General features: G+C 55.9%; 25 protein-coding genes. 9 read left to right on the top strand and 16 right to left on the bottom strand.

The window, feature by feature from the left end:
- Positions 1 to 25: 25 nt before the first annotated feature.
- The 8 genes from ACQE3E_RS07495 to ACQE3E_RS07460 all read right to left on the bottom strand — a co-directional run bounded on the left by ACQE3E_RS07495 (position 26) and on the right by ACQE3E_RS07460 (position 4,785).
- On the bottom strand, positions 26 to 586 hold the full coding sequence (locus tag ACQE3E_RS07495; RefSeq protein ID WP_064031821.1) for a hypothetical protein: 561 nt from the start codon (positions 584 to 586) through the stop codon (positions 26 to 28).
- A complete protein-coding gene (locus ACQE3E_RS07490; RefSeq protein ID WP_071157107.1) occupies positions 586 to 1,107 on the bottom strand; it encodes a hypothetical protein in 522 nt (173 codons plus the stop codon). Before ACQE3E_RS07490 ends, ACQE3E_RS07495 begins: the two co-directional genes overlap by 1 nt.
- A gap of 2 nt (positions 1,108 to 1,109) precedes the next feature.
- Positions 1,110 to 1,484, bottom strand: a complete 375-nt coding sequence (locus ACQE3E_RS07485; protein WP_168032974.1) for a VOC family protein — start codon at positions 1,482 to 1,484, stop codon at positions 1,110 to 1,112.
- Between the two features lie 30 nt (positions 1,485 to 1,514).
- Positions 1,515 to 2,294 (bottom strand): TIM barrel protein, encoded by a 780-nt coding sequence (locus ACQE3E_RS07480; protein ID WP_168032972.1) that lies wholly within the window; start codon positions 2,292 to 2,294, stop codon positions 1,515 to 1,517.
- Between the two features lie 6 nt (positions 2,295 to 2,300).
- Positions 2,301 to 3,170 (bottom strand): NAD(P)-dependent oxidoreductase, encoded by an 870-nt coding sequence (locus ACQE3E_RS07475; RefSeq protein WP_427501432.1) that lies wholly within the window; start codon positions 3,168 to 3,170, stop codon positions 2,301 to 2,303.
- Positions 3,171 to 3,187: 17 nt separating this feature from the next.
- Entirely contained in the window at positions 3,188 to 3,682 is a 495-nt protein-coding gene (locus tag ACQE3E_RS07470; protein ID WP_313728547.1) for a nucleoside triphosphate pyrophosphohydrolase family protein, read from the bottom strand.
- Positions 3,683 to 3,745: 63 nt separating this feature from the next.
- Positions 3,746 to 4,234: a hypothetical protein gene (locus ACQE3E_RS07465; protein WP_064031827.1), complete on the bottom strand. Its 489-nt coding sequence runs from the start codon at positions 4,232 to 4,234 to the stop codon at positions 3,746 to 3,748.
- The gene (locus tag ACQE3E_RS07460; protein WP_313728548.1) at positions 4,234 to 4,785 is read right to left on the bottom strand and encodes an FMN-binding protein; all 552 of its coding nucleotides are present in this window, start codon (positions 4,783 to 4,785) and stop codon (positions 4,234 to 4,236) included. Before ACQE3E_RS07460 ends, ACQE3E_RS07465 begins: the two co-directional genes overlap by 1 nt.
- Positions 4,786 to 5,048: 263 nt before the next feature.
- Here ACQE3E_RS07460 and ACQE3E_RS07455 point away from each other — a divergent pair, with 263 nt between their 5' ends.
- Positions 5,049 to 6,551 (top strand): hypothetical protein, encoded by a 1,503-nt coding sequence (locus tag ACQE3E_RS07455; RefSeq protein WP_313728549.1) that lies wholly within the window; start codon positions 5,049 to 5,051, stop codon positions 6,549 to 6,551.
- Between the two features lie 92 nt (positions 6,552 to 6,643).
- Positions 6,644 to 7,840, top strand: a complete 1,197-nt coding sequence (locus ACQE3E_RS07450; protein ID WP_313728550.1) for a cytochrome-c peroxidase — start codon at positions 6,644 to 6,646, stop codon at positions 7,838 to 7,840.
- Positions 7,841 to 7,888: 48 nt separating this feature from the next.
- On the opposite strand, the gene ACQE3E_RS07445 is transcribed toward ACQE3E_RS07450, so the two are convergent.
- From ACQE3E_RS07445 to ACQE3E_RS07435, 3 genes are read right to left on the bottom strand one after another with little or no spacing between them, the layout of a single operon-like run.
- Complete coding sequence (locus tag ACQE3E_RS07445; protein WP_313728551.1) at positions 7,889 to 8,233, bottom strand: GIY-YIG nuclease family protein; 345 nt, start codon at positions 8,231 to 8,233, stop codon at positions 7,889 to 7,891.
- Entirely contained in the window at positions 8,230 to 8,673 is a 444-nt protein-coding gene (gene rnhA / locus ACQE3E_RS07440; protein ID WP_064031830.1) for a ribonuclease HI, read from the bottom strand. Before rnhA ends, ACQE3E_RS07445 begins: the two co-directional genes overlap by 4 nt.
- Before the next feature lie 13 nt (positions 8,674 to 8,686).
- Positions 8,687 to 9,397 carry a class I SAM-dependent methyltransferase gene (locus ACQE3E_RS07435; RefSeq protein ID WP_071157091.1) on the bottom strand — a complete coding sequence of 237 codons (711 nt, stop codon included), beginning with the start codon at positions 9,395 to 9,397 and terminating at the stop codon, positions 8,687 to 8,689.
- Between the two features lie 88 nt (positions 9,398 to 9,485).
- Here ACQE3E_RS07435 and ACQE3E_RS07430 point away from each other — a divergent pair, with 88 nt between their 5' ends.
- Entirely contained in the window at positions 9,486 to 11,075 is a 1,590-nt protein-coding gene (locus ACQE3E_RS07430; RefSeq protein WP_064031832.1) for a lytic transglycosylase, read from the top strand.
- A 96-nt stretch (positions 11,076 to 11,171) separates the two neighbouring features.
- On the opposite strand, the gene ACQE3E_RS07425 is transcribed toward ACQE3E_RS07430, so the two are convergent.
- Positions 11,172 to 12,002, bottom strand: coding sequence for a CvfB family protein (locus ACQE3E_RS07425; protein WP_064031833.1), 831 nt, complete (start codon positions 12,000 to 12,002; stop codon positions 11,172 to 11,174).
- A 23-nt stretch (positions 12,003 to 12,025) separates the two neighbouring features.
- The gene (gene parE, locus ACQE3E_RS07420) at positions 12,026 to 13,915 is read right to left on the bottom strand and encodes a DNA topoisomerase IV subunit B (protein WP_071157085.1); all 1,890 of its coding nucleotides are present in this window, start codon (positions 13,913 to 13,915) and stop codon (positions 12,026 to 12,028) included.
- A 72-nt stretch (positions 13,916 to 13,987) separates the two neighbouring features.
- Here parE and ACQE3E_RS07415 point away from each other — a divergent pair, with 72 nt between their 5' ends.
- Genes ACQE3E_RS07415 through ACQE3E_RS07400 form a run of 4 tightly spaced genes read left to right on the top strand, consistent with a single transcriptional unit; the run spans position 13,988 to position 17,551 of the window.
- Positions 13,988 to 14,221 (top strand): exodeoxyribonuclease VII small subunit, encoded by a 234-nt coding sequence (locus ACQE3E_RS07415; protein WP_064031835.1) that lies wholly within the window; start codon positions 13,988 to 13,990, stop codon positions 14,219 to 14,221.
- A complete protein-coding gene (ispA, locus tag ACQE3E_RS07410; protein ID WP_313728554.1) occupies positions 14,214 to 15,107 on the top strand; it encodes a (2E,6E)-farnesyl diphosphate synthase in 894 nt (297 codons plus the stop codon). Before ACQE3E_RS07415 ends, ispA begins: the two co-directional genes overlap by 8 nt.
- Before the next feature lie 51 nt (positions 15,108 to 15,158).
- Entirely contained in the window at positions 15,159 to 17,021 is a 1,863-nt protein-coding gene (dxs, locus tag ACQE3E_RS07405) for a 1-deoxy-D-xylulose-5-phosphate synthase (RefSeq protein WP_313728555.1), read from the top strand.
- Between the two features lie 14 nt (positions 17,022 to 17,035).
- The gene (locus tag ACQE3E_RS07400; protein ID WP_064026256.1) at positions 17,036 to 17,551 is read left to right on the top strand and encodes an adenine phosphoribosyltransferase; all 516 of its coding nucleotides are present in this window, start codon (positions 17,036 to 17,038) and stop codon (positions 17,549 to 17,551) included.
- A 75-nt stretch (positions 17,552 to 17,626) separates the two neighbouring features.
- On the opposite strand, the gene ACQE3E_RS07395 is transcribed toward ACQE3E_RS07400, so the two are convergent.
- The 3 genes from ACQE3E_RS07395 to hpnH all read right to left on the bottom strand — a co-directional run bounded on the left by ACQE3E_RS07395 (position 17,627) and on the right by hpnH (position 20,418).
- Positions 17,627 to 18,622, bottom strand: coding sequence for an MlaA family lipoprotein (locus tag ACQE3E_RS07395; protein WP_281022712.1), 996 nt, complete (start codon positions 18,620 to 18,622; stop codon positions 17,627 to 17,629).
- A gap of 22 nt (positions 18,623 to 18,644) precedes the next feature.
- Positions 18,645 to 19,250 (bottom strand): ABC transporter substrate-binding protein, encoded by a 606-nt coding sequence (locus tag ACQE3E_RS07390; protein WP_427501644.1) that lies wholly within the window; start codon positions 19,248 to 19,250, stop codon positions 18,645 to 18,647.
- A gap of 67 nt (positions 19,251 to 19,317) precedes the next feature.
- Positions 19,318 to 20,418 (bottom strand): adenosyl-hopene transferase HpnH, encoded by a 1,101-nt coding sequence (gene hpnH, locus ACQE3E_RS07385; RefSeq protein ID WP_064026252.1) that lies wholly within the window; start codon positions 20,416 to 20,418, stop codon positions 19,318 to 19,320.
- Between the two features lie 438 nt (positions 20,419 to 20,856).
- On the opposite strand from hpnH, the gene ACQE3E_RS07380 reads away from it, so the two are divergent.
- Positions 20,857 to 21,948: a phytoene/squalene synthase family protein gene (locus tag ACQE3E_RS07380; protein ID WP_427501431.1), complete on the top strand. Its 1,092-nt coding sequence runs from the start codon at positions 20,857 to 20,859 to the stop codon at positions 21,946 to 21,948.
- A gap of 9 nt (positions 21,949 to 21,957) precedes the next feature.
- The gene (gene shc, locus ACQE3E_RS07375) at positions 21,958 to 23,913 is read left to right on the top strand and encodes a squalene--hopene cyclase (protein ID WP_313728559.1); all 1,956 of its coding nucleotides are present in this window, start codon (positions 21,958 to 21,960) and stop codon (positions 23,911 to 23,913) included.
- Position 23,914 lies beyond the last annotated feature (1 nt).

Below are 23,914 nucleotides of genomic sequence, written 5' to 3'. Positions count from 1 at the left end.
GCCCCCGCGCCACCCGTCGAAGGCATTAATCCGGCAGAGGTTTACCTTCGCGATCCGCATCGATAAACGCCAACGCGCGTTGCGGCATACCGGCGGTGCTCGTCTCCTGCTGCAACGCGGCGCGGCTGTCCTCGTGCACCGCCGCCATGAATTGCAACAAAGCCATCTCCATCCGTAATTTTTCCTCCGGTTCATCACTGTCCCACATCCTGTTCAACAACTGCTTGGCGTGGTGATGTATCGTAAATGCCACGGCCTCCGGCAAATGCGCGTAACTGGCGCGTAGCGAGTTTTTCAATTTGTCCAACGATTCCAGATATTGCCGGTAGTCCTTTAAATCCTGCTGGCATTGAACCTTGACCATCGCCAGTTCGTTGGCGTTGCGCGCTTTGTTCACTGCCAACTCGTGGGCCAATTGCTGAGCCTGTTTGCGCAGCTGGGCGGCTAGCGCCTGCTCCGCGACGGCTTGATTTCGGCGCAATTCGGCGGCCAAGTCTTGGCGCGCCAAACGCCAATCAAGCTGATCGTCGCTAGCCCGCCGCCAAAATGAAAGCGCCGCGCTCAGCCAGCGCCCGATCGCCGCCATCAGACTTGCTCGCGGACCGCAAGGATGCCCGCGACGTCGCCGCTGCGCAGACAATGTTTCAATTCGCGCCTAAGCGTTTTGAAACGCTTGGCCGGCAACAGAGCCTTGCCCGCCAACAATTCCGACTCGACAGCCGCCGACAACTCCCGCAACTGCTTGCGATCGTCGGCCGCCAGGATGCGCCGGCGCCGCATGGCCGCCCGATATTGCAACTGCTTGAACTCCAAAGCCCGGCGAGTCGCGGCTGCGCGCCTGGCCAGTTCCAGCGCGGCGACGCGCCGCAAAGCCGCCGCGGTTTCGCTGCAAAATGCCCGCAGATCGCGACTGACCTCTCTAATCAAACCGAATAACCCTAGGCCGCCCCATAAGGCCAAGGCCACCAGTAAAATTTTGGCGCCCAGCAGATAAAGCAAACCGGTTAGCAACGCCAAGCCCGCTTGCATCGCCAAAAACCCGGCCAACAATAACAGCATGGCTAAACTACCGAGCAGCAACGCCGCCCAAACCAAACGTCCGGACATCGTTACGGACGCTCGATAAACTCCAGGGCGTTGCCGTCCCGGTCCCGGCAAAACAAGGCTTTACGCCCGGAGATACTCAGTGTGAATTCTATACCGCTCCGCTCCAAGCTTTCCCTGAGGGCATCTATGGAATCGACATGCATCGCCACATGCCGATCTCGGCCGCCATGCGCCGCGCGTCCACTGGTGGGATCGGGATTGGGCAGCTCCAGTAGATGAATTTGTTGGGCACCGATCTGCAGCCATGCACCCGGAAACGGCAAGTCCGGTCGCTCGGTCTGCGGCATACCCAAAACGTCGCGGTAAAACCGCAAGGACTGTTCGGTATCGGACACCAACAGACTGGCATGATGTAACGTAAAATTGTGTGCGGTCATGGCCCTACCCCGGATTGAAAATCCCGTCGATTATACCGTCGATGCCGGCAGCCAAGCTAAACTGTCGGCCGTGGCACCGGAGGGACGGTATTCGGCGCCGAGCCAACCGCGATAGGCTGAATCGGCGATCGCGCCGAACATGGCGGAAAAATCGACCGCCCCGCTCCCCGGCTCGCCCCGCCCCGGCACGTCGGCAAACTGAATGTGGCCGATTCGCTCGGCATGTGCCGCGATAAACGCCGCGCAATCCTCGCCCATCCGGGTCATGTGATAAATGTCGTACTGCATTTTTAAATGCGGATGGCCGATTTGATCGAGGATATCCAGCATTTGTCGGCCGCTGTCGACCAAAAAACCCGGCATGTCGAAGGTGTTGATCGCCTCGAACACTGTCTCGACGCCCAATTCGGCAAACTGGTCAGACGCGAATCGCAAATTATCCAGCAAGGTTTGCCAATACGCCGGTCGGCACTCGGCAGTCAAGCACCGGCCCGGCAGCACGTTGACGAACGCCGGTCGCAACACTTGGGCGTAACGGTAGGCTTGCGCCACCGCTCGCCGAAACTCGGCGACGCGCTCCGGTACAGCCGCGAGGCCTTCGCCGCCCTGCAACAAAGTGGCCGCGTCGACATTGAACAGCACCAGGCGCAAATCATGATACTGCAATTGGTCGGTGATCGCTTCGGCCGGCAAATCGTAGGGAAACTGGATTTCGACAGCGTCGAAACCGGCGCGGCGCGCGGCCTGGAACCGTTCGAGCAGTGGGTATTCGTCGAACAACAAACTGAGATTGGCCGAAAAACGCAACATCGCCTATCAAGTCTCGCGGTAAAGTTTGATCAAGGTCGCCGGATCTTGATTCAGAAAGCCGCGACCGGCGTGGAGCCGCAGCAGTTGCGCGGCCAGACCGGACATTGGTACCGCAGAACCCGCTTGGCCGGCAATATCCGCCGCCATCGTCAGGTCTTTCAATAGCGTGCCTACCCGCCATTTCACCGGCTCGAAACGATTCTCCGCCATTTCCGGACCGACAATTTGCAGCGGTTTGGAATCGGCGAAGCCGCCGGCCAGCGCTTGCGGAATCCGCTCGGCGTCGACCCCGGCCGCCCGAGCCAGCGCCATCATTTCGGCGATGACCAGCACATTGCAACTGACGATCATCTGATTGCAGATTTTGGTAATCTGGCCGCTGCCGACCGGCCCCATGTGGGTTAAGCGACTGTAAAGTGGTCGTAACACCTGCCGGGCAACATCGATATCGTCCGCTTCGCCGCCCGCCATGATCGCCAGACTGCCCTCTTCGGCACCGACCGTGCCGCCGGACACCGGCGCATCCACCCAACGCATGCCGCAACCGGCCTTGACCGCGGCGGCCAAACGCCGGGTCACGTCCGGATGAATGCTGGACAGGTCGATCAACAATTTCTGGGCGTTGCCGGCGGCGATGACGCCTTGGGCCACGACGCTTTCCACGGCGGCACTATCGGCCAGACACAGCAAGATCACATCGGAATTGGCGACCAACTCAGCAACGCTGGCACACACAACCGCACCGGCGGCGGCAACATCGCTCAGCTTTTCCGGGCTGCGATTCCAGACATGCACGGTAAACCCCGCATCCAGCAAGCGCAAGGCCATCGGCCTACCCATCAAGCCGATGCCGACAAATCCCAAGGAGTAGCGCATCGCGGCCCTCTTCTGCCTTATTCGAACAATGCCGGACTCAGATCGACCGGTTGGCTATCGTCCATGCCTGCCATCAGATGGCCGTGGACCAACTGAAACGCCTGATCGAAATCGGCGTTCACGAAGCGTTGCGCCAAATGCCCGCATAACGCATACAAGGCCGAGTAGTGCACGGTTTCACCGGAGACGCACTGTTGAACTTTATCGGATAAGGCTCGTATCAACGACAATACCGAGCCGTCCTGGCGCCAATTGACCGACACCGTGACCACCTCGTCGCCGCGACAGGCAATCGCCGCCAAGGCGTTGAACGCCAAATCGACCAAACCCGCCAGTATTTTCAGCAAGTCACCGCCAGCGACCGCTTTGAAGGTGTGGCTGGCACAATCCAACAACAGCGCCTGGCGCATGACGATATCCATGTCTGACAGATGCGCTAAATCGCCGTCATCGGGTTGGGAAATGCCGAATTGACGATGAAATTCCTTAACCAATTGTAAATGCTTGTTCATAGTTACCCGCTGTTAATGAAATTTAGAATGCGCGTGGATTGAGCCGGCCGGATTCGTTCCGCGTTACTGAATACGCTGTCGGGACTGGATCAACGAAATCGAGACTATGACGATCAGCGCCAGCAGCGACGCTTCCAGGGTAAGAAACGCGGCAATCTTAAAATAGGCGAAACGTGGGTCAACAAACCTGACCAGCCAACCGGCCGCTTCGTCGGCCAAAGCCGCCGCGTAAATGATGCCGCTTAACCACACTTTCAACAAAGTCGGTAACGAGGTCATCAGCATCAGATGCGTTAAGGTCAGCACCAGCATGCCCATCGCAAAAAGATGAAAGTGGGTGACTTCGAGCAGACTTTGATAGCTTCTGGGCTGGGTGAAGGCTTCTTCCGAACCCAGATAGAAAGTAACGACGGAGTCGGTGGTCAAACTCATCTTATGAAAATACATCAAGCCGTTACTGACCCACAACAGCGCCACGTAGGCCAAAAACATCAGGATCAAGGAATTGATCAACAATTGGCGGTTTTGTTCGCCGGTCACAAAAAATCGCATTAGGGTTTTGCTGGTTTCAACAGGACTTCGAAGATGGCGACCAGTTTTCTGGCGCTATTTAACGCCGCCCGCGAGCTCAAGGTGGCGCCGGCCACGGCCTGAACTTCTTTGTCGAAGCTCAAATCTTCCAGGCTGCGGTTAGTCAATAGCGCGAACCAACGTTCAGGCGGCTGGTATTCGGTCGGCTCATGGAAGGCCAGAGTATACACGTTGCGTAAGCGGCCATCGGGGTTCAAGACCAGTAACAGAGTTTCCGGCTGCGTTCTTACGGTGTGGGACTCAATCAATGCGTACCCGACAATCTGGCCCTGTTTTTTACCGACATGCAGACTAATCAGATTGGAATCGAGCTTAACTTTAGCCAGTCGTTCGATTTCCGTAACCTGCTCCGGCGTCGGAAACAGCGAGAGCACTTCGACACCGACGTCCTCCGCAAAGGCCAGTTTCAGCGCTTCCGCCTTGCTGTAATACACCGTCGCCAGCGCCGAACTAGCGGCGGTCAGCAAGACAATCAACGCTATTGATGATCTGATCAGGCTAAAAATATTCACTACGGTTCCCGCAAATAAAGGGTGGCTATGATAGAGACAGCCGACCGATTTGCCAAACCTTTCCCCATACCATTTCCAACCTTATCGTCCACCAGCGGTCAGCCTACTCCATCTTTTTTGCCTCATTTCCCGCTCGGACAAACCAGTGTAGCTCGTAAATTACCACAGGGGGCCTAGCAATATTCCTTGCAAATGAGAATGCTTGGCATTTATTATTTGAAAAACTCACCTTATTGCTCAACATCCTATCAAGGGGTTATCCGATGATTATTTGCAAACAATTCAAACCGTCCGCATGCCTCGCTGGGGCAATCAGCTTGGCGCTCGGTTCCGCCGATGCCGCTCCGCCAATACCGAACACGATGGAGGAGATGTGGAAAATCGTTCAACAACAGCAAAAGGAAATCGAGGCGTTGAAGGCGAAAACCGCCCAAAACGAGGCCTTGCAGCAGGAAGTCAACACGTTGAAGGAACAACAAAAAACCACCCTAGTGGCAGCGCAATCCGCACCGGCGGTTAACGGAAAGACCGGACCCAGCGGCGAACTCGAACGCAAAACCGATGTGCTGGCAACCGAAGTCGAGCGCCTGAAAACCCAATTGTTCATCCCGGAGTCTCGCGAATACAAGAGCCAGTACGGCCTGGGTCCGGCCGCATCCAACGTCTACCGGGTCAATCGCGGCATTTCGATTGGCGGGTACGGCGAAGCGATGTACACCAATTACGCCGATCCGCGCGGCGACAGCGCCACCAACAAAGACACCGCCGACCTGGAGCGCGCCGTCATTTACCTGGGCTACAAATTCAACGATTGGATCGTGCTGAACAACGAATTCGAATTCGAACACGCCTCGACCGGCGAGGGCGCCGAGGAAAAAGGCGAAATTTCCGTCGAGTTCTCGCAACTGGACTTCCTGTTGAATCCCAAATACAACGTTCGCGCCGGCTTGATGTTGATGCCGATGGGCTTTATCAACGAAATGCACGAACCGACCACCTACCATGGCAATCACCGCCCGGACGTCGAGCGCTACATCATCCCTTCCACTTGGCGAGAAATGGGCGCCGGCCTGTTCGGCGAGATCTTGCCGGGCCTGGAATATCGGGCCTACGCCGTCAACGGCCTGAACGCCGCGAATTTCTCCAATATCGGTATCAAGGAAGGTAGAGGCGGCGGCAGCAACGCCCAGGCCGAGGATTTTGCCTTCACCGCCCGCCTGGACTATTCGCCGAATTTTGTGCCGGGCTTGATGGTGGGTGCTTCGACGTTTCAAGGCAACAGCAGTCAAAAGAATTTGGTCGACTTCGACGGCAAGGGCGTGGATTTTTATACCCAACTCTACGAAGGCCATCTGCAATACAAATACCGCGGCCTGGAACTGCGCGCCTTGGGGGCCTGGAGCCGCATCGAGAACACCGAATTCCTGAATCCGATCATCGCTGGCGACGGCCCAATCGGCAAGGAAAGTTTCGGCTGGTACCTCGAAGCCGCCCACGACATCATGCCCTTCGTCTGGAAGGAAAGCAGCCAATATCTCGCGCCATTCGTCCGGGTCGAGCGTTACGACACCGTCGCCGCCGTCGCCAGCGGTTTCGAGAAAGGCAGCGGCCTCGATCGTTGGATTTATCAAGCTGGCCTCAGCTACAAACCCATAGAAAACGTCGTCATCAAGGCCGACTACCGCAACATCCGCGATCGAAAACTGGTCCCGGCCGGCGTACCGTTCGGCGACGAGTTCAATCTAGGCTTCGGCTTTATCTATTAATAATAACCACAGCGACGGGGCGGCGACCTGACCAACATCCGCCGCCTCGGGTGCGCTCGCCTCGCGCGAAACGGTCCCCACGAGATACGATCATGAAATTATTTTCGCTGCTTACTACCCTCGCCGCCGCTTGCTTCGCCGCGACTGCCGGGGCCGACATTCCGGTTCTGCCCGGTGCCGGCAATCTCAGTACCAAGGCGCAACTGGGCCAACAGTTATTTTTCGACACCAATCTATCCGAACCGGCCGGCCAGGCCTGCGCTACCTGCCACGATCCGGCGTTCGCCTTTACCGACCCGGACAAAAACTCGCCGACATCGCAAGGCGTACTGAGCAATTTGCAGGGCAACCGGAACACGCCGACCGCGATGTATTCCGGTTACGCCCCAGCGTTTTATTACGACCGCGCCTCGGGTCTTTACATCGGCGGCCAATTCCTGGACGGCCGAGCCGCGACGCTGGAAGACCAAGCCAAGGGGCCGTTTTTAAACCCCGTGGAAATGGCCAACCCCGATAGCGCGACGGTCGTGTCCAAGGTCCGCTCCGCCGCGTATGCCGCGATGTTCGACACCGTTTACGGCAACGGCGCGCTGGACGACGTCGACCTCGCCTACGACAGGATCGCCGACGCGATTGCCGAGTTCGAGCGCAGTCCGGTATTCAACCGCTTTACGTCCAAATACGACTTTTACTTATTCGGCAAAGCCAAATTCACTGCTCAGGAAAAACGCGGCTTGCAACTCTTTGAAGCCGGCAACAAAGGCAATTGCGCGGCCTGCCACCCCAATCGCCCACTGGCCGACGGCACTCCGCCGCTATTCACCGACCACAGTTACGATAACCTCGGCGTGCCGAAGAACCCGGCGAACTTGTTTTATACCTTGAGCGCGGAATTGAACCCGGAAGGCGCGACCTTCATCGACGAGGGTCTGGGCGGCCGCCTGCACCTCAACGCCGAACTCGGCAAAATCAAAGTGCCGACCCTGCGCAATGTCGCGGTCACCGGACCTTATATGCACAACGGCTATTTCAAAACCCTGCGAGGCGCGGTTGAGTTGTACAGCAACCGCGACATCAAAAAACGTTGCGGGAATACGTTAACGCTGGAAGCGACCGCCTTGTCGAAAAAGTGTTGGCCGGCTCCCGAGGAAAATACCAACGTCAACCATGCCGAGCTCGGCGCATTGAACCTGAAGAAAAAGGAAATCGACGATTTGGTGGCGTTTTTGAAGACTTTGACCGACGGCTACAAATCCGAATCGCCGTGGCCGTACAAAGCGCCCAAATAACGACCGGCAACCGGACCAGGTATCGGCTAGGCTACCAATCCCAGTGGTTTACAGCGTTTCACGCCCGCCCGCCGCTTCGATCAACGCCAGTTTTTGCGGCTTGGACAGCTTCTTGATCGCGGCCTCGCGCCGAGACGCCGAGGCGCGGTCGTGTCCGGCTTCGCGATAGGCAACCGCGAGCGGAATTCGACTCCGAAAAAACTTAGCGCCGCGCCCGTTCCGATGTTCGTCGAAGCGGCGCGCCACGTCGGTGCTGATTCCGGTATACAAACTGCCGTCCTGGCACAACACAATGTAAACCGACCATTCGGCGGACGCGACTTCCGCATTGGGGGCCGTTTGCCCGCCATCGTCGCCGGCCACCAAGCCCACCGATAGCCCGACGGCATTCATCGGCGCTTGAGTTCGTCGATGCCTTGGTTGGCCAAGCGGTCCGCCCGCTCGTTGCCGTCGTTGCCGGAGTGGCCCTTCACCCATACCCAATCGATGCGATGGCGTTGGATCGCCGCGTCGAGCCGCCGCCACAAATCCTCGTTCTTGACCGCTTGATTGGCCGAGGTTTTCCAGGACCGCTTCTTCCAATTGACCATCCATTCGGTAATACCCTGCAACACGTATTTGGAATCGGTATGCAAACGCACGTTGCAAGCGTGCGTCAACGCTTCCAGGGCCTGAATCGCCGCCATCAACTCCATCCGGTTATTGGTGGTTTCCGGGTCGCCGCCGTGCAGCAGTTTCTGCTTGCCTTTATAGTGCAGACAAACCCCCCAACCGCCCGGACCGGGATTGCCGCGACAAGCGCCGTCGGTATAGATTTCAACTAACTCGCTCATGATTTAATTTGTTTTAGTAATTCGGTAATCGATTTTCGACGCCGGCTCCGGCGGTCGCCAAACCGGCTTTGCGCTTAAATTCCGCCGCCAACGGAATCAGAGAATACTGACGCTTCACAACCTTGACACCGTAAGCCATCGTCAGCAACGAAGGATAACCGGTCCGAAATTGGCCGTGGGTGATCGTAAAACGGTCCAAGCCAAATTCCACGGTGTTCAAGACTTCGAAATTCAGCAGTTTCAGCCAGTCCAACAGCCGGGCGCGGCTGATGAAATGCGCGCGCCAGGAATCGGCCAGTTTGCGGTCCCAAACGAATTGAAAGCGCACCGACGGGCTGAACGGATTGAAATTCAGCATTACCAACTCACCGCCCGGTTTTAGCACTCTATTCACTTCCCGCAGGGTTCGAAAACGCTGGGCATCGAATTCCAGCAAATGAGGCAATATCACCAAGTCCATCGACTCTGTCTGTATCGGCAAGCTGTAGGCCTTGGCGGTTACCTTTAACGCCTCGGCGCTACCAAGACGCTTGGCATCCAGAATTAAATAATTTTGGTAGAGCGAGCAATCCACGAAGTCCCGTTCCCAACCCAATCCGCCGATCTGCAATTGCGTCTGCTTACAACTGACCGTGATCGAGCGTTTCAAATAACTCGCCTCCATGCTTTGCAACAGCTTGCCCCTAGGCGTCTGATACAGTGCGAACAAAAAGTCTCTCTTCATTTACCCCAACCGTTTTAGAGCATGTTTTTTTGGCTAATCGGGAAAGCCATGCTAGCATCTAATTTTTTTATTTTAGCGAGTACAGACAATGCCCTGCTCATTTTCGAAAAAAACAGCCTGTCATCTGTCTTTGATTCTGCCGATACTGCTGTTGTCCGGCTGTAGCCAGTCCACCAAAAAAGACCATTTGGGCCAGGCCGTCGGCAGCAAGTTCTCGATATTTACCCGCAACGGCCAAGCCAACCGTAACGAAAAATCACCGAGCGAAACCAAGGAGTTTTCGACTATCTGGGACCGGATGCTGTCATTGTACGCGTTACCGGAAATCGATAACGCCCGAATCGATCGCGAGGTTAACTGGTACCTGAGAAATCCGGAATACCTGACCAGGGTACAACAGCGCGCCGAGCCTTATCTGTACTTCATCCTGAACGAACTCGAAGCCAAAAACATTCCCGGCGAGCTGGCGCTGTTACCGGCCGTCGAAAGCGCATTCCGACCCGACGCCATGTCGCCGGCCCAAGCCTCGGGCCTGTGGCAATTCATTCCGCCCACCGGCAAACTCTACGGCCTGAAACAAAACAGCTGGTTCGACGGCCGCCGCGACGTCATAGAATCCACCCAAGCTGCCGCGACCTTCCTGAAGGAGCTCAGCGAATGGTTCAACAACGATTGGCTGCTGGCGCTGGCCTCGTATAACGCCGGCAAAGGCAATATCAAAAACGCGATAGATCGCAATCTCGATCGAGGCCAACCCACCGACTTCTGGTCGCTGGACCTGAACAACGAAACCTCCGCCTACGTGCCCCGGCTTCTGGCCATCGCCAAGATCTTCGCCAACCCCGAGAAATACAACGTCAGTTTGCAGCAATTCCCCAACGAACCGTACTTCGAACTGGTCGATATCAAATCGCAACTGGATTTGGGCAAGGCCGCCGAACTGGCGCAATTGCCGATGGACCATTTCTTCAAGCTGAATCCAGGGTTCAACCGCTGGAGCACCGATCCGGAAGGTCCGCACCGTTTACTGATTCCGGTCGACAAAGCCCCGGCCTTCAAGGAAAAGCTGGCGGAATTGCCCCACGAAGAGCGCATCAAATGGATGCACCATACCGTGGGCCACCGCGAAAGCTTGAAAGTCATCGCCAAGAAACACAACACGTCGGTGGACGAGATCATGCAAGTCAATCACCTGGACGGCGAAACGGTCGCCGACGGCAAGGTATTGCTGATACCGACCTCTTACAAAGCCTTGCGCGACGAACCGACCGGCAACCTAGCCGCCACGCAACCTTCGGCGCCAACCCAAGCCGCGCCGAGCAAGCAAATCTACACGGTCAAGAAAGGCGATACGCTGTGGAGCGTCGCGCAACATTTAGGCGTGGACAGAGACGACATCGTCAATTGGAACAAACTGCCGAAAAAAGCGGTTCTGAAGCCTGGTCAAAAAATCACCGTCAAAAAAGGCGGCGATATTACTGTCGCTTCGGCGGCACCGGCATTCAAGCAAATCAGCTACACGGTTAAATCGGGCGACACCCTGGCGCAAATTTCCAAGAAATTTAACGTCGCCGTCACCGAGCTGCGCAAGTGGAACAATGTCCCTAAAAACAAGGCCGATATAAAACCCGGCACCAAGCTCAAGGTCATCGTAGAAACCGCCCATCCTTCGACCTAAGCCTAAGGCACCGCGAGCGCTGTTTAGAGCCGGTCCCACAGCTCTGTTTGCTGCCGGGCGGGCAACTCCGTCCGGCGTCACCCCGTTGGCTAGGCCTCAGGCCAGTCTGATCCCATCCGACTCCAGCACTATTCGGCGTTGCTTGTACAAGCCGCCGATAGCCTGCTTGAACACCTTCTTACTGACGCCAAAGGTGTCGTAAATCAATTGCGGGTCGCTTTTGTCGGTCAACGCGATATAACCGCCGCGCTCCGCCAAGATATCCAAGATTTTTTGCGAGGTGCTATCGACTTTCTCGCCGTATTTAGCTTGCGTTAAAATCAGATCCAACCGTCGATCCGGCCGTATCTTTTTGATGAAGCCGGCCAGCTTCTGGCCTTTTTTCAACGGCTGGAACACCTCGCTTTTATATAAAACACCCCAGTATTTGTGATCGACAACGGCCTTAAAACCCAGTTCGGTATGCTCGGCGATGATCAACTCCACCGCCTGGCCGTCCTGATAATAAAACGCCTCATCTTGGATAAAATCGTCCAGACGCATCGACGCCGCAATCCGATTATCTTCATCCAGAAACAGCCGCACCAGGCAGAAACGCCCTTCGATCACCTTACCTTTTTGCTCGCTGAACGGTAACAGCAAATCCTTGGGCAAACCCCAATCCAAAAACGCGCCGGCGTGACTCAGCGATACCACTTTCAGCCAAGCGACTTCGCCGGCTTGCGCCTTAGGCGTTTGCGAGGTGGCAACGACTTGATTCTTGCCGTCTATATAGACGAAAACCGTTAGGCGATCGCCGACCGGCTTACCAGCCGCCCCGCCGGAGTCGGCCAACGCGATTTCGCCCCATTCGCCGCCATCGAGATAGCATTGATCATCGCGATGGCTGACGATGCTTAAAGTATTGAGTTTGCCGAGTTCTATCATGATTTCAGTCCTGTTGGGCGCGGTTATACGTCAGCCAAATTGCCTTTGTCTTCCAGCCAACTCTTACGGTCGCTGGCACGTTTTTTGGCTAACAGCAAATCCATCTGCTCGCGGGTATTGTCGTTTTCCGCGACGGTCAATTGTACTAGTCGGCGAGTGTCCGGATTCATCGTGGTTTCCCGCAATTGGGACGGGTTCATTTCGCCCAAGCCCTTGAAGCGCTGAATATTGACCTTGCCGGTCAATTTTTCGGCTTCGATGCGCGCCAATACCCCCAGGCGTTCGGATTCGTCCAATGCATAAAACACCTTTTTACCAACGTCGATCCGGTAAAGCGGCGGCATCGCCACGAATACGTGACCGGCATCGACCAAGGCCCTAAAATGCTGATAAAACAGCGCGCAGATCAAGGTCGCGATGTGGTTGCCGTCGGAATCGGCGTCCGCCAATATACAGACCTTGCCGTAGCGCAGGTTTTGCAAATCGTTACTGTCCGGCTCTATACCCAAGGCGACGGCGATATCGTGGACTTCTTGAGAAGCCATCACTTCGCCGGAATCGACCTCCCAAGTATTTAGAATCTTGCCGCGCAACGGCATGATGGCCTGAAACTCGCGGTCGCGAGCTTGTTTGGCCGAGCCGCCGGCCGAATCGCCCTCGACCAGAAACAGTTCGGTTCGACTGAGATCCTGCCCCGAACAATCGGCCAATTTACCGGGCAAGGCCGGACCGCTGGTGATTTTCTTGCGGACGATCTTCTTGCCGGCTCGCAAGCGCTTCTGGGCGCTGGCGAGAATGATCTCGGCGATTTTCTCGCCTTCCTGCGGATGCTGGTTTAGCCACAAGCTGAAAGTATCCTTGGCGACGCCGGAAACGAAGGTCACGCACTCGCGCGAGCTCAAGCGTTCCTTGGTCTGGCCGGAAAACTGCGGGTCTTCGAGTTTTACCGACAACACAAAATGACAATTTTCCCAGACGTCTTCAGGGGCGACTTTGACGCCGCGCGGCAGCAAATTACGAAAATCCAGAAACTCACGGATCGCCTCGGTCAGACCGGCGCGTAATCCGTTGACGTGGGTACCGCCTTGCGCGGTCGGCACCAGATTGACATAGCTCTCGGCAACGGCTTCCGGCAGGCTGTCGGGCGTCCAGACGATACCCCATTCCACCGCTTCGGTGCTGGCGGCCATCTTAGCCATGAACGGCGGTTGCGGAAAGATCTCGGCGTCGCCGACCCTGTCCAACAAATACTCTTGCAAACCGTTCTGGTAACACCATTCGATGCGTTCATCGCTGAGCTCGGACACCAACACGATTTTCAGCCCCGGACATAACACCGCCTTCGCCCGCAATACGTGCTTTAACTTGCTGACCGAGACTCGGTTGGAATCGAAATATTTGCCGTCCGGCCAAAAGTGTACGCTGGTGCCGGTATTGTTCTTGCCGACCGTACCGGTCTGCTGCAGTTCGCCGACCTTGTCGCCGCCGGCGAATTCCATTTGATAGATACCGCCGCCGCGCTTGATCTCGACCAACAATTTCTCGGACAGCGCGTTGACCACCGAAACACCGACCCCGTGCAAGCCGCCGGAGAACTGGTAATTCTTATTGGAAAACTTACCGCCGGCATGTAACTGAGTCAGGATCACCTCCACGCCCGGCATGCCTTGCTCTGGGTGAATATCGACCGGCATGCCGCGACCGTTGTCGATCACCTTAACCGAACCGTCTTTGTATAGGGATACTTCGATACTGTCGGCGTGTCCGGCTAGAGCCTCGTCGACGCTGTTATCGACCACCTCCTGCACCAGATGGTTGGGCCGGGTGGTATCGGTGTACATGCCGGGGCGCTTGCGCACCGGGTCCAAGCCGCTCAGCACCTCAATCGCGGCGGCGTTATATTCTTGGGTCATCGTTACTCATCAAATGGCGGTTAATTCATACTATAATGCTCGGTCATTTTTTCGAGCACATCAGCGCATTATATGTCGAGACGCAAAAGCGCATCCCAATTTGAGGAAGCGATGGAAGAACTGGAGAAATTGGTCGAGCAAATGGAGCGCGGCGACATCTCTTTGGAAGAATCGTTAAAGTCGTTCGAGCGCGGCATCAAGCTCACCCGCACCTGCCAGCAAGCCTTGCAGGACGCCGAGCAAAAAGTGCACATCCTATTAGAAAAAAACGGCCAACAAACCCTGGAGCCATTCACCGATGAGTAAACTGAAAGACTACCTGACCGCCTGTCAAAATCGCGTGGAACGCGCTCTGGACGTTCGACTACCGGGCGAAAATATTCTGCCGCAAACTTTGCATCAAGCCATGCGTTATTCCGTGTTGGATGGCGGCAAACGGACCCGCCCGCTATTAACTTACGCAACCGGTCAAGCATTGGGCATTGCCGAGGACGCTTTGGACGCCCAAGCTTGCGCGGTCGAGTTCATCCACGTTTATTCGCTAATTCACGACGACCTGCCGGCCATGGACGACGACGACCTGCGCCGCGGCAAACCGACCTGCCATAAAGCCTTCGACGAAGCCACCGCGATTTTGGCCGGCGACGCCTTGCAGGCGCTGGCCTTCGACGTGTTGGCCAACGACGCCGCCATCAAGGTCGGCGCGGAAGCCCGAGTCAAGATGATCGCGGCGTTGACTCGCGCCAGCGGTTCGCAAGGCATGGTGGGCGGCCAAGCCATTGATTTGGGATCGGTAGGCCGTAAACTGACGTTACCCGAGCTGGAGAACATGCACATCCATAAAACCGGGGCGCTGATTCGGGCCAGCGTCAATCTGGCCGCGCTCTCCAAACCGGATTTAGCGACCGATACCGCCAAAAAACTGGATCATTACGCTAAATGCATAGGCCTGTCGTTTCAGGTCAAGGACGACATACTCGACATCGAGGCCGACACCGCCACCTTGGGCAAAACCCAAGGTAAGGATGTGAACAATGATAAACCGACCTACCCCGCGTTGCTGGGCATGGCCGGCGCCAAACAAAAAGCCCAAGAGCTGCACGAGCAAGCCGTCGAAAGTTTGGCCGGTTTCGGTGACGAAGCCGATCTGCTGCGCGAGCTGTCTTTATACATTATCGAGCGCACCCATTAATCGAACCGCAACACGACCGCCATCGGTAATCCGAAGAAACCCAATCACGACATGACGCTTTCCGGAACATTCCCGTTACTGAACACCATCGCCAGCCCGACCGACGTCCGCGCGCTGGCGCCCGAGCAGCTCCAGGCGTTGGCCGACGAGGTGCGCCGGTTTCTGACCCATACCGTCAGCATTTCCGGCGGCCATTTCGCGGCCGGCCTGGGCACGGTGGAATTGACCGTGGCGCTGCATTACGTATTCAATACCCCGGTCGATCAATTGGTTTGGGATGTCGGCCATCAGGCCTATCCGCACAAGATTCTGACCGGCCGCAAGGACAGAATGACCACGATCCGTACCCTGGGCGGGGTGTCGGCCTTTCCGTGCCGGGCCGAGAGCGAATACGATGCCTTCGGCGTCGGCCATTCCTCGACTTCGATCAGCGCGGCCTTGGGCATGGCCATCGCTTCGCAGCTACGCGGCGAGGATAAGAAGATGGTGGCCATCATCGGCGACGGTTCGATCACCGGCGGCATGGCCTTCGAGGCGATGAATCATGCCGGCGACGTCAATGCCAATCTGTTGGTGATTCTGAACGACAACGAGATGTCGATTTCGCCGCCGGTCGGGGCGATGAACAATTATCTGACCAAGATTTTGTCCAGCAAGCTGTATTCGTCGGTCCGTCAGGAAAGCAAGAAGGCCTTGTCCAGCATGCCCAGCGTTTGGGAGTTGGCCCGCAAGGCCGAGGAACATGTCAAAGGCATGATCGTGCCGGGCACCTTGTTCGAGGAGTTGGGCTTTAATTACTTCGGACCGATCGACGGCCACGATCTGGAGATCTTGGTGTCGACCCTGGACAAGCTCAAGGATTTGCGCGGACCGGTGTTTTTGCACGTGGTCACCAAGAAGGGCAAGGGCTATGCGCCGGCCGAGAAGGACCCCTTGGCTTACCACGGCGTGCCGGCCTTCGATCCGACCCAGGATTTTCTGCCCAAGGCGGCGCCGTCGCCGCACCCGACCTATACCGAGGTGTTCAGCCGTTGGTTGTGCGACATGGCGGCCGAGGACGAGCGGCTGCTGGGGATTACCCCGGCCATGCGCGAAGGCTCGGGGTTGGTCGAGTTTTCCCAGCAATACCCGCAACGCTATTTCGACGTGGCCATCGCCGAGCAGCACGCGGTGACCCTGGCCGCCGGCCAGGCCTGCCAAGGCGCCAAGCCGGTGGTGGCAATTTATTCTACGTTTTTGCAGCGCGGCTACGACCAGTTGATCCACGACGTGGCCTTGCAGAATCTGGACGTGTTGTTTGCGTTGGATCGAGCCGGTCTGGTCGGCCCGGACGGCCCGACCCATGCCGGCGCCTTCGACTACAGCTATCTGCGCTGCATTCCGAACATGCTAGTGATGGCCCCGGCCGACGAGAACGAGTGCCGGCAAATGCTGACCACCGGCTTCCATTACAATGGCCCGGCCTCGGTGCGCTATCCGCGCGGCAAGGGGCCCGGCGCGGCGATCGATCCGCGCCTGACCGACCTTGAGATCGGCCAGGGCGAGATTCGCCACCAGGGCGGCCGGATTGCCATCCTGGCCTGGGGGGCGATGGTCGCCCCGGCCGTCGAAGCCGGCAAGCAACTGGGTGCCACGGTCGCCAACATGCGCTTCGTCAAGCCCCTTGATGAAAGCTTGATTCTGGAACTGGCGAAAACCCACGACGTGTTCGTCACGGTCGAGGAAAACGTCATTGCCGGCGGGGCCGGTAGTGCGGTACTGGAATTCCTGCAAGCGCAGCGGATACTGATGCCGGTCCTGACCCTCGGCTTGCCCGACCGCTTCGTCGAGCAGGGCTCCAGAGAACAACTGCTCGGCTTGTGCGGACTCGACGCCAAAGGCCTGTTGGCCAGCATCGAGGCGTTTTGCGCTTGAGACAACAGGCAACAATGGACAGACTCAGAAACAAAATTCGCGACATTCCCGATTTCCCAAAACCCGGTATCGTCTTCAAGGACATCACGCCACTGGTCAAGGACCCGGCCACGCTACGGCTGGCTGTACATCAACTGTTACATCCGTTTCTCGGCCGCGACATTACTGCGGTAGCCGGCATGGAAGCCCGCGGCTTCATTTTCGGCTCTCTAGTTGCCTGGGAACTGGGTATTCCGTTCGTCCCGCTACGAAAGCCCGGCAAGTTGCCCTACGACGTACAAAGCGTGTCTTACGATCTGGAATATGGCTCCGCGGAACTTGAGGTACATATCGATGCCGTCGATAGCAAAGATAAAGTGCTGCTGATAGACGACTTGTTGGCAACCGGCGGTACGGCGAAGGCCAGTTGCGAATTGATCGAAAAACTCGGCGCCAGCGTGGTGGCATGCGCTTTCGTCGTCGAATTGGATTTTCTGAACGGGAGAGGGAATTTGCAAGGGTACGAAATTCATTCCTTGCTGCACTATTAATTCGAGGGCTTTCCAACAAAAAAGGCCGGTAAAACCGGCCTTTTTTGTTATTAGCAAACACCTAATCAGCTCAGACTAACGCTTGTGTCTGGTTTTTTTTTTACTAATCCTATCCATTTTAGCCGAGGCCTCCTCAAAGGATTTGAGCATTTTTTCGAAGGCCGGGCTCGCTGCCGTTGCTACGGCACTGGACTTGACCGGTGCGGCTACCGGTTGGTCGACTTTGCTGCTATCGGCCGGCGCCGGCTTTCCTGAACTGTTTTTTTTTTCGACTTCTGAACCCGAAGTCTCTTCAAGCGCCGCGTCGACATCCAAATCGTAACTACTGGTATCGGCTTTACCGTCGTTGATCAGGTTTTTCCGATACTGCAGGAATGACTCGCGGGTGAATACATAAGGATCGAGCGCCGCTTCGTCGATGAAATTCAGAGCGCCTTCGGCATTCGCGCGGTCGTTAATGCCTTCGACGATGCCGCTGCCCGGCACATAAGTACCCGGATTGGCGGCTTTATCGATAATGACTGCCCCACCGTCGCGAACCGTGGTAGGACCCAGCACCGGAAGTACCAAATAAGCGCCTTGATCGACACCCCAAACCGCCAAGGTTTGACCAAAGTCCTCGACATTATTTTGCAAACCCAAATCGCTGGCGACATCGAACAAACCCGCGACGCCGAATGTGGTATTCGCCAGAAAACGGCCGGTATCCGACGCGCTTTGTTCGAACTTACCTTGCAAAACATCATTCAACACGACGTTGATGCCTTTAAGGTTATTGAAAAAGTTACTGACGCCGGTTTCCATGAAATCCGGCGTGACGTATTTGTAACCGTCCGCGACCGGTTTGAGCAAATACCTGTCCAATCCCATGTTGAAGCCATACATCGAACGGTTGAATCCTTCGTACGGATCGACGGAGTTCGAAGAACCAGACACATCCTTACTCTTGCCGGCGGCTTGGTCGCTACGCGACTCCGTCGTCGCGCATCCGCCACCGGCCAAGGCGCCTGAAACCAACAGCGCCCAAAGCAGGGGAGCCTGACTTTTCGCTTGAAAACTGGGGTTAAACATTACAGAAATTCCTAAAACAGACTTATTGTTTCGCGTAACTATCGATCTTTTCGTTAATTTTAGCGATCAAGGCATCGAAACCTTCCCGACTCAGCACACTTGTGTAGTCGGACCGCTTCAGAGCCAAATCGCTAACGCCGTCGGCTATTATATTGATAATCTGCCAACCATCGTCTTTTTTCTTCATCATGTAATCGAACTTGACGTCTTTTTCACCTGGAATCAACAGATTAGTGTGAATAACCACGCCACCCCGACCGGTTTCCTCTTCTGACACGAAGTTAAACGATTCCCCGGAATAATCCTTGAAATTATGCGCGTAAGCCGACACGCTTAATTTACTGAATACTTCTTCCAGCTTGGATTGCTGCTCGGGCGCCAACTCCTCCCACTGCTTGCCGACGACAATACGAGCAATTTTCGGCAAGTCGTGGCTTTTCTTGACGGCAACATCCAATTTTTCGTATCGCCCCTGAAAACCAAGCGCTTTACCTTGCTTCATCACGTCCAACAGCTCGTTCTGAAAGCCCTCGACGACCTGCCGTGCCGTCATTTCGCCGGCAATGCCCGCCGAAGAACCGCACAATAGCGACAGAAAACCAATACTCAATAAGATCTTTCTCAACATCATTGCCTTGCCATCCAAACTGTTCGGTTTACAGCGCCAATTCAAGTTACGCACTCGGTGATTTATATTAAGACTCGATTTTCACCGGAATTTCCGAAATCGAGGTTTTGCGACCGCCGGTATAGTTAGGCTGCGTCTCGGCAACCATATCTCCGGAGGTTTTCGGCCCGCGTAACGACACCCAAAGTCCTTTCAACGGATTCGCCAACATATCTTCGACCGCTGTCGCCTCGTAACCGCAATGGGCCATGCAATTCGCGCATTTGGGATTTTTTACCGTGCCGTACTTATCCCAGGGCGTATCGTCCAACAGTTCTTTAAAGGACGCGGCGTTGCCTTCGTCAGCCAACAAATAGCAAGGCTTCTGCCAACCAAACACATTGCGGGTCGGGTTACCCCACGGCGTACAATCGTAACTTTGATTGCCGGCCAGATAATCCAAATAGAGCGCCGAGTGGTTAAGCTTCCATTTGCGTTTTTTGCCCAGTTTGAAGATACCCCGGAACAGGTTCTTGGTATCCACGCCGCGGATGAACACATCCTGCCGCGGCGCCCTTTCGTAACTGAAACCCGGCGCGATCGTCACGCCTTCGACGCCCAGGTCCATCGCGTAATCCAGGAACTCGGCTACTTCTTCAGGGGTTTCGCCTTGGAACAACGTACAGTTGATCGTGACTCGGAAGCCCTTGCCCAAGGCCAGCTTGATGGCCTCGATCGCAATGTCGAACACGCCGTCCTGACAAACGGAGGCATCGTGGCGATGTTTCAAACCATCCAGGTGTACCGAAAAAGTCAGATACGGCGAAGGCTTGTAATCGTTGATGCGCTTGCGCAACAACAACGCATTGGTGCAAAGATAGACGAATTTCTTTCTAGCGACGATACCTTCGACGATTTGCGGCATTTCCTTATGTATTAAAGGCTCGCCGCCCGGAATCGAGACCATCGGCGCGCCACACTCGTCCACGGCATCCAGACACTCTTGCACCGACAAGCGCTTATCGAGAATATCGTCCGGGTAATCGATTTTACCGCAGCCGGCGCAAGCCAAGTTGCATCTAAACAACGGCTCCAGCATCAACACCAACGGGTATTTTTTCACACCCTTGAGTTTTTGCTTAACCAGATAACTACCTACAGCCCATTGCTGACGTAAAGGAACACTCACAGCGTTTTCTCCAAAATCTATCAAGACACTGACATCGATTTGTTGTTAAAAAAAAACAACAACCCAAGCCAACCTTCCGTATGCCGCCGAGGCCCCATAAAACCTGAGAAATACTAGTGAAATACAGTGCGGCGATACAAGCAGATGTCGCTAGAATACTACTTTTTCTGGATTCGCTCCAGTAAGAATGAAGAAAAAGCAACAACGACGGCAAATTGCCTGCGGTAAATCTATTCAATTGAACAGCCGCGTCATAGGAAAGCCGATCCAACACAACAAATCAGCACCATTATAAATCATATACTTACTTAATTAATCTCAACTAACTCATGGTCTACCTTAAGCAAAGCGCCGAAAAATTTGCCCTAAAACAACACCGCTTTGCAAATCGCCAACAAACCGACTATCATTGACACATCTTCAATAGACCGTAAAACCATGAAAGGACCTCGATCGCCAATCACCGACATAGCCGAACTCAACCGGCTCCCGGACAGCGGGTTTCAAGCCGTATTGCTTGAAGGCGTGTCGCGCACTTTCGCCCTGACCATCCCGCAATTGCCCGGCGCGCTCTACACGGCCGTGGCCAATGCCTACTTACTGTGCCGCATTGTCGATACCATCGAAGACGAAGTGTCTCTGGATGCCGAGCAAAAAAAGCACTTCTGCCGCGGCTTTATCGAAGTCGTCAAGACCGGCGCCCACGCTGACTCGTTTGCCGCCGAATTGGCGCCATTGCTTTCCGAACAAACCATTCCGGCCGAACACAGCTTGATCCGGGTGATTCCAAGGGTCATCGCGATCACCCACAGCCTTGACGCGGCGCAAATTCAAGCGCTAGCCGAATGCGTGCAAACGATGGCCAACGGCATGCCGATTTACCAGGCGCTGGATCTACACGCCGGCCTGAAAACAATGAAGGACATGGACGACTATTGCTACTACGTCGCCGGCTGCGTCGGCGAGATGTTGGCAAAACTGTTCTGTCACTATTCTCCGGAAATCGCCGCGCATCGGGAGGAACTATTGAAGCTGTCGGTTTCCTTCGGTCAAGGCCTGCAAATGACCAACATTCTCAAGGACATTTGGGACGACGCCAAACGCGGCGTCTGTTGGCTGCCGCAAGATATTTTCGACGAGACCGGTTTCAAACTGACCGAACTGACGCCGACCACCAACGACCAACGCTTTCGGAAAGGCCTGGAACATTTGATCGACATTGCCCACGGCCATCTGCAAAACGCCCTGACTTACACCCAACTTCTGCCCAGCCACGAAACCGGCATTCGCAATTTTTGCCTGTGGGCACTGGGCATGGCGGTACTGACCTTGAAAAAAATCAAGCAACACCTTGATTTCAATGATTCGAGTCAGGTCAAGATCAGCCGCAACAGCGTCAAGGCCACGATAGTCGCCAGTAAATTAGCGGCTCGCAGCAACTGGCTTTTGTCGCTTTTATTCAATCTGTCCAGCCGGGGCCTGAAGACGCCTGACTGGCAGTATTTACCCGTATCTCACTCCGGACAATAAGGAATCGCCATGTTTACTGAAGCCCCCGTAGAGAGCAACCACGACTTTTCACCCAGCAGCTCGGCGACATCCAACGCGTCAAGCGCGCTGAATATCGCCATCGAGCGCGCCCAAACCCGATTGCTCAGCCTGCAAAATCCCAAGGGTTATTGGGTGTTCGAACTCGAAGCCGACTGCACCATCCCGTCCGAATACATCATGATGATGCATTACCTGGACGACATTAACGAAGAATTGCAAGCCAAGATCGCCGTTTACCTGCGCGGGCGGCAAAATCCCGACGGCAGTTATCCGTTGTTCACGGGCGGTCCCGGCGACATCAGCTGCAGCGTCAAGGTCTACTACGCACTGAAGATGGCCGGCGATGCCATCGACGCGCCGCACATGGTCAAACTACGGACCTGGATTCTGGCCCAAGGCGGCGCGGCGCGCGCCAACGTGTTTACCCGGATCGCGCTGGCCATATTCGAACAATTGCCCTGGCGCGGCGTACCCTACATCCCGGTCGAAATCATGCTGCTGCCCAAGTGGTTTCCTTTCCATTTGGACAAGGTTTCTTATTGGTCGCGAACCGTGATGGTGCCGTTGTTCATCCTGTGCACGCTGAAAGCCAAGGCCAAGAATCCGCGTAATATCGACATCCTGGAACTGTTCGTCGTCCACCCCGACGAAGAGAAGCACTACTTCCCGGAACGCACGTTGTTGAACAAATGCTTTCTGGCCCTGGATAAACTGGGCCGAGTCACCGAACCCTTGATCCCAAACCGCATGCGCCAACGCGCGATAGACCAAGCCGTGACTTGGTTCACCGATCGCTTGAACGGCGAGGACGGCCTGGGCGGCATCTTCCCGGCCATGGTCAACGCCTACGAGGCGATGCTGTTGCTCGGCATGCCTAACGACCACCCGAATGTGACTATCTGCCGGCAAGCCATCGATAAACTATTAGTCGTCAACGAAAAAGACGCCTATTGCCAACCCTGTTTGTCGCCGGTTTGGGACACCGCATTGGCCAGCATGGCATTGATCGAAGCCGACAAACGCGGTAACGCCGCGGCCCTGACCCATGCCTACGACTGGTTGAAAAGCGTGCAATTGTCGGACGAACCCGGCGATTGGCGGGTCCGGAAACCCGACTTAGCCGGCGGCGGTTGGGCCTTCCAGTTCGCCAACCCGCATTACCCCGATGTGGACGATACCGCGATCGTCGGTTTCACAATGGCCGAATCCGGCCTGGACAACCTGGACGAATCCATCCACCGCGCCACGCGCTGGATCGTCGGCATGCAATCGGAGAACGGCGGCTACGGTGCTTTCGACGTCGACAATACCTATTACTACCTGAACGAAATTCCGTTTGCCGATCACGGCGCCTTGCTCGATCCGCCGACCGTCGACGTCAGCGCCCGTTGCGCCATGTTGATGGCGCGCGTCGCCAAGGACCACGACGAATACCGTCCGGCCTTGCAACGCACGATCGAATACATCCGTGGCGAACAGGAAGCCGACGGCTCCTGGTTCGGCCGCTGGGGTACCAACTTCATCTACGGTACTTGGTCGACCCTATTGGGTCTGGAACAAACCGATGTGCCGAAAACCGACCCGATGTTCGTCAAGGCGGCCGCTTGGCTAAAGAGCGTGCAACGCGAGGACGGCGGCTGGGGCGAGGATAACTTGAGTTATCACGACGACATTCAGTATCGCGGCAGCTACCACTTCAGCACCGCGTTCCAAACCGCTTGGGCGATATTGGGCCTGATCGCGGCCGGCGAAGCGCGTAGCGCGGAAGTCAAGGCCGGCATCGACTTCCTGATGCGGACCCAACAAGCCGACGGCGTCTGGAACGACCCCTGCTTTACCGCACCCGGCTTTCCCAAGGTGTTTTATTTGAAATATCACGGCTACGACAAGTTCTTCCCGTTGTGGGCTTTGGCCCGATACCGCAACGAACTGAATAAACAGTAAC

This window comes from Methylomonas sp. MED-D (genome assembly GCF_050276835.1).
Classification (GTDB): domain Bacteria; phylum Pseudomonadota; class Gammaproteobacteria; order Methylococcales; family Methylomonadaceae; genus Methylomonas; species Methylomonas koyamae_A.
Note: the sequence above shows the minus strand (reverse complement) of the source record. Positions and strands in the feature narration are given on the sequence as shown.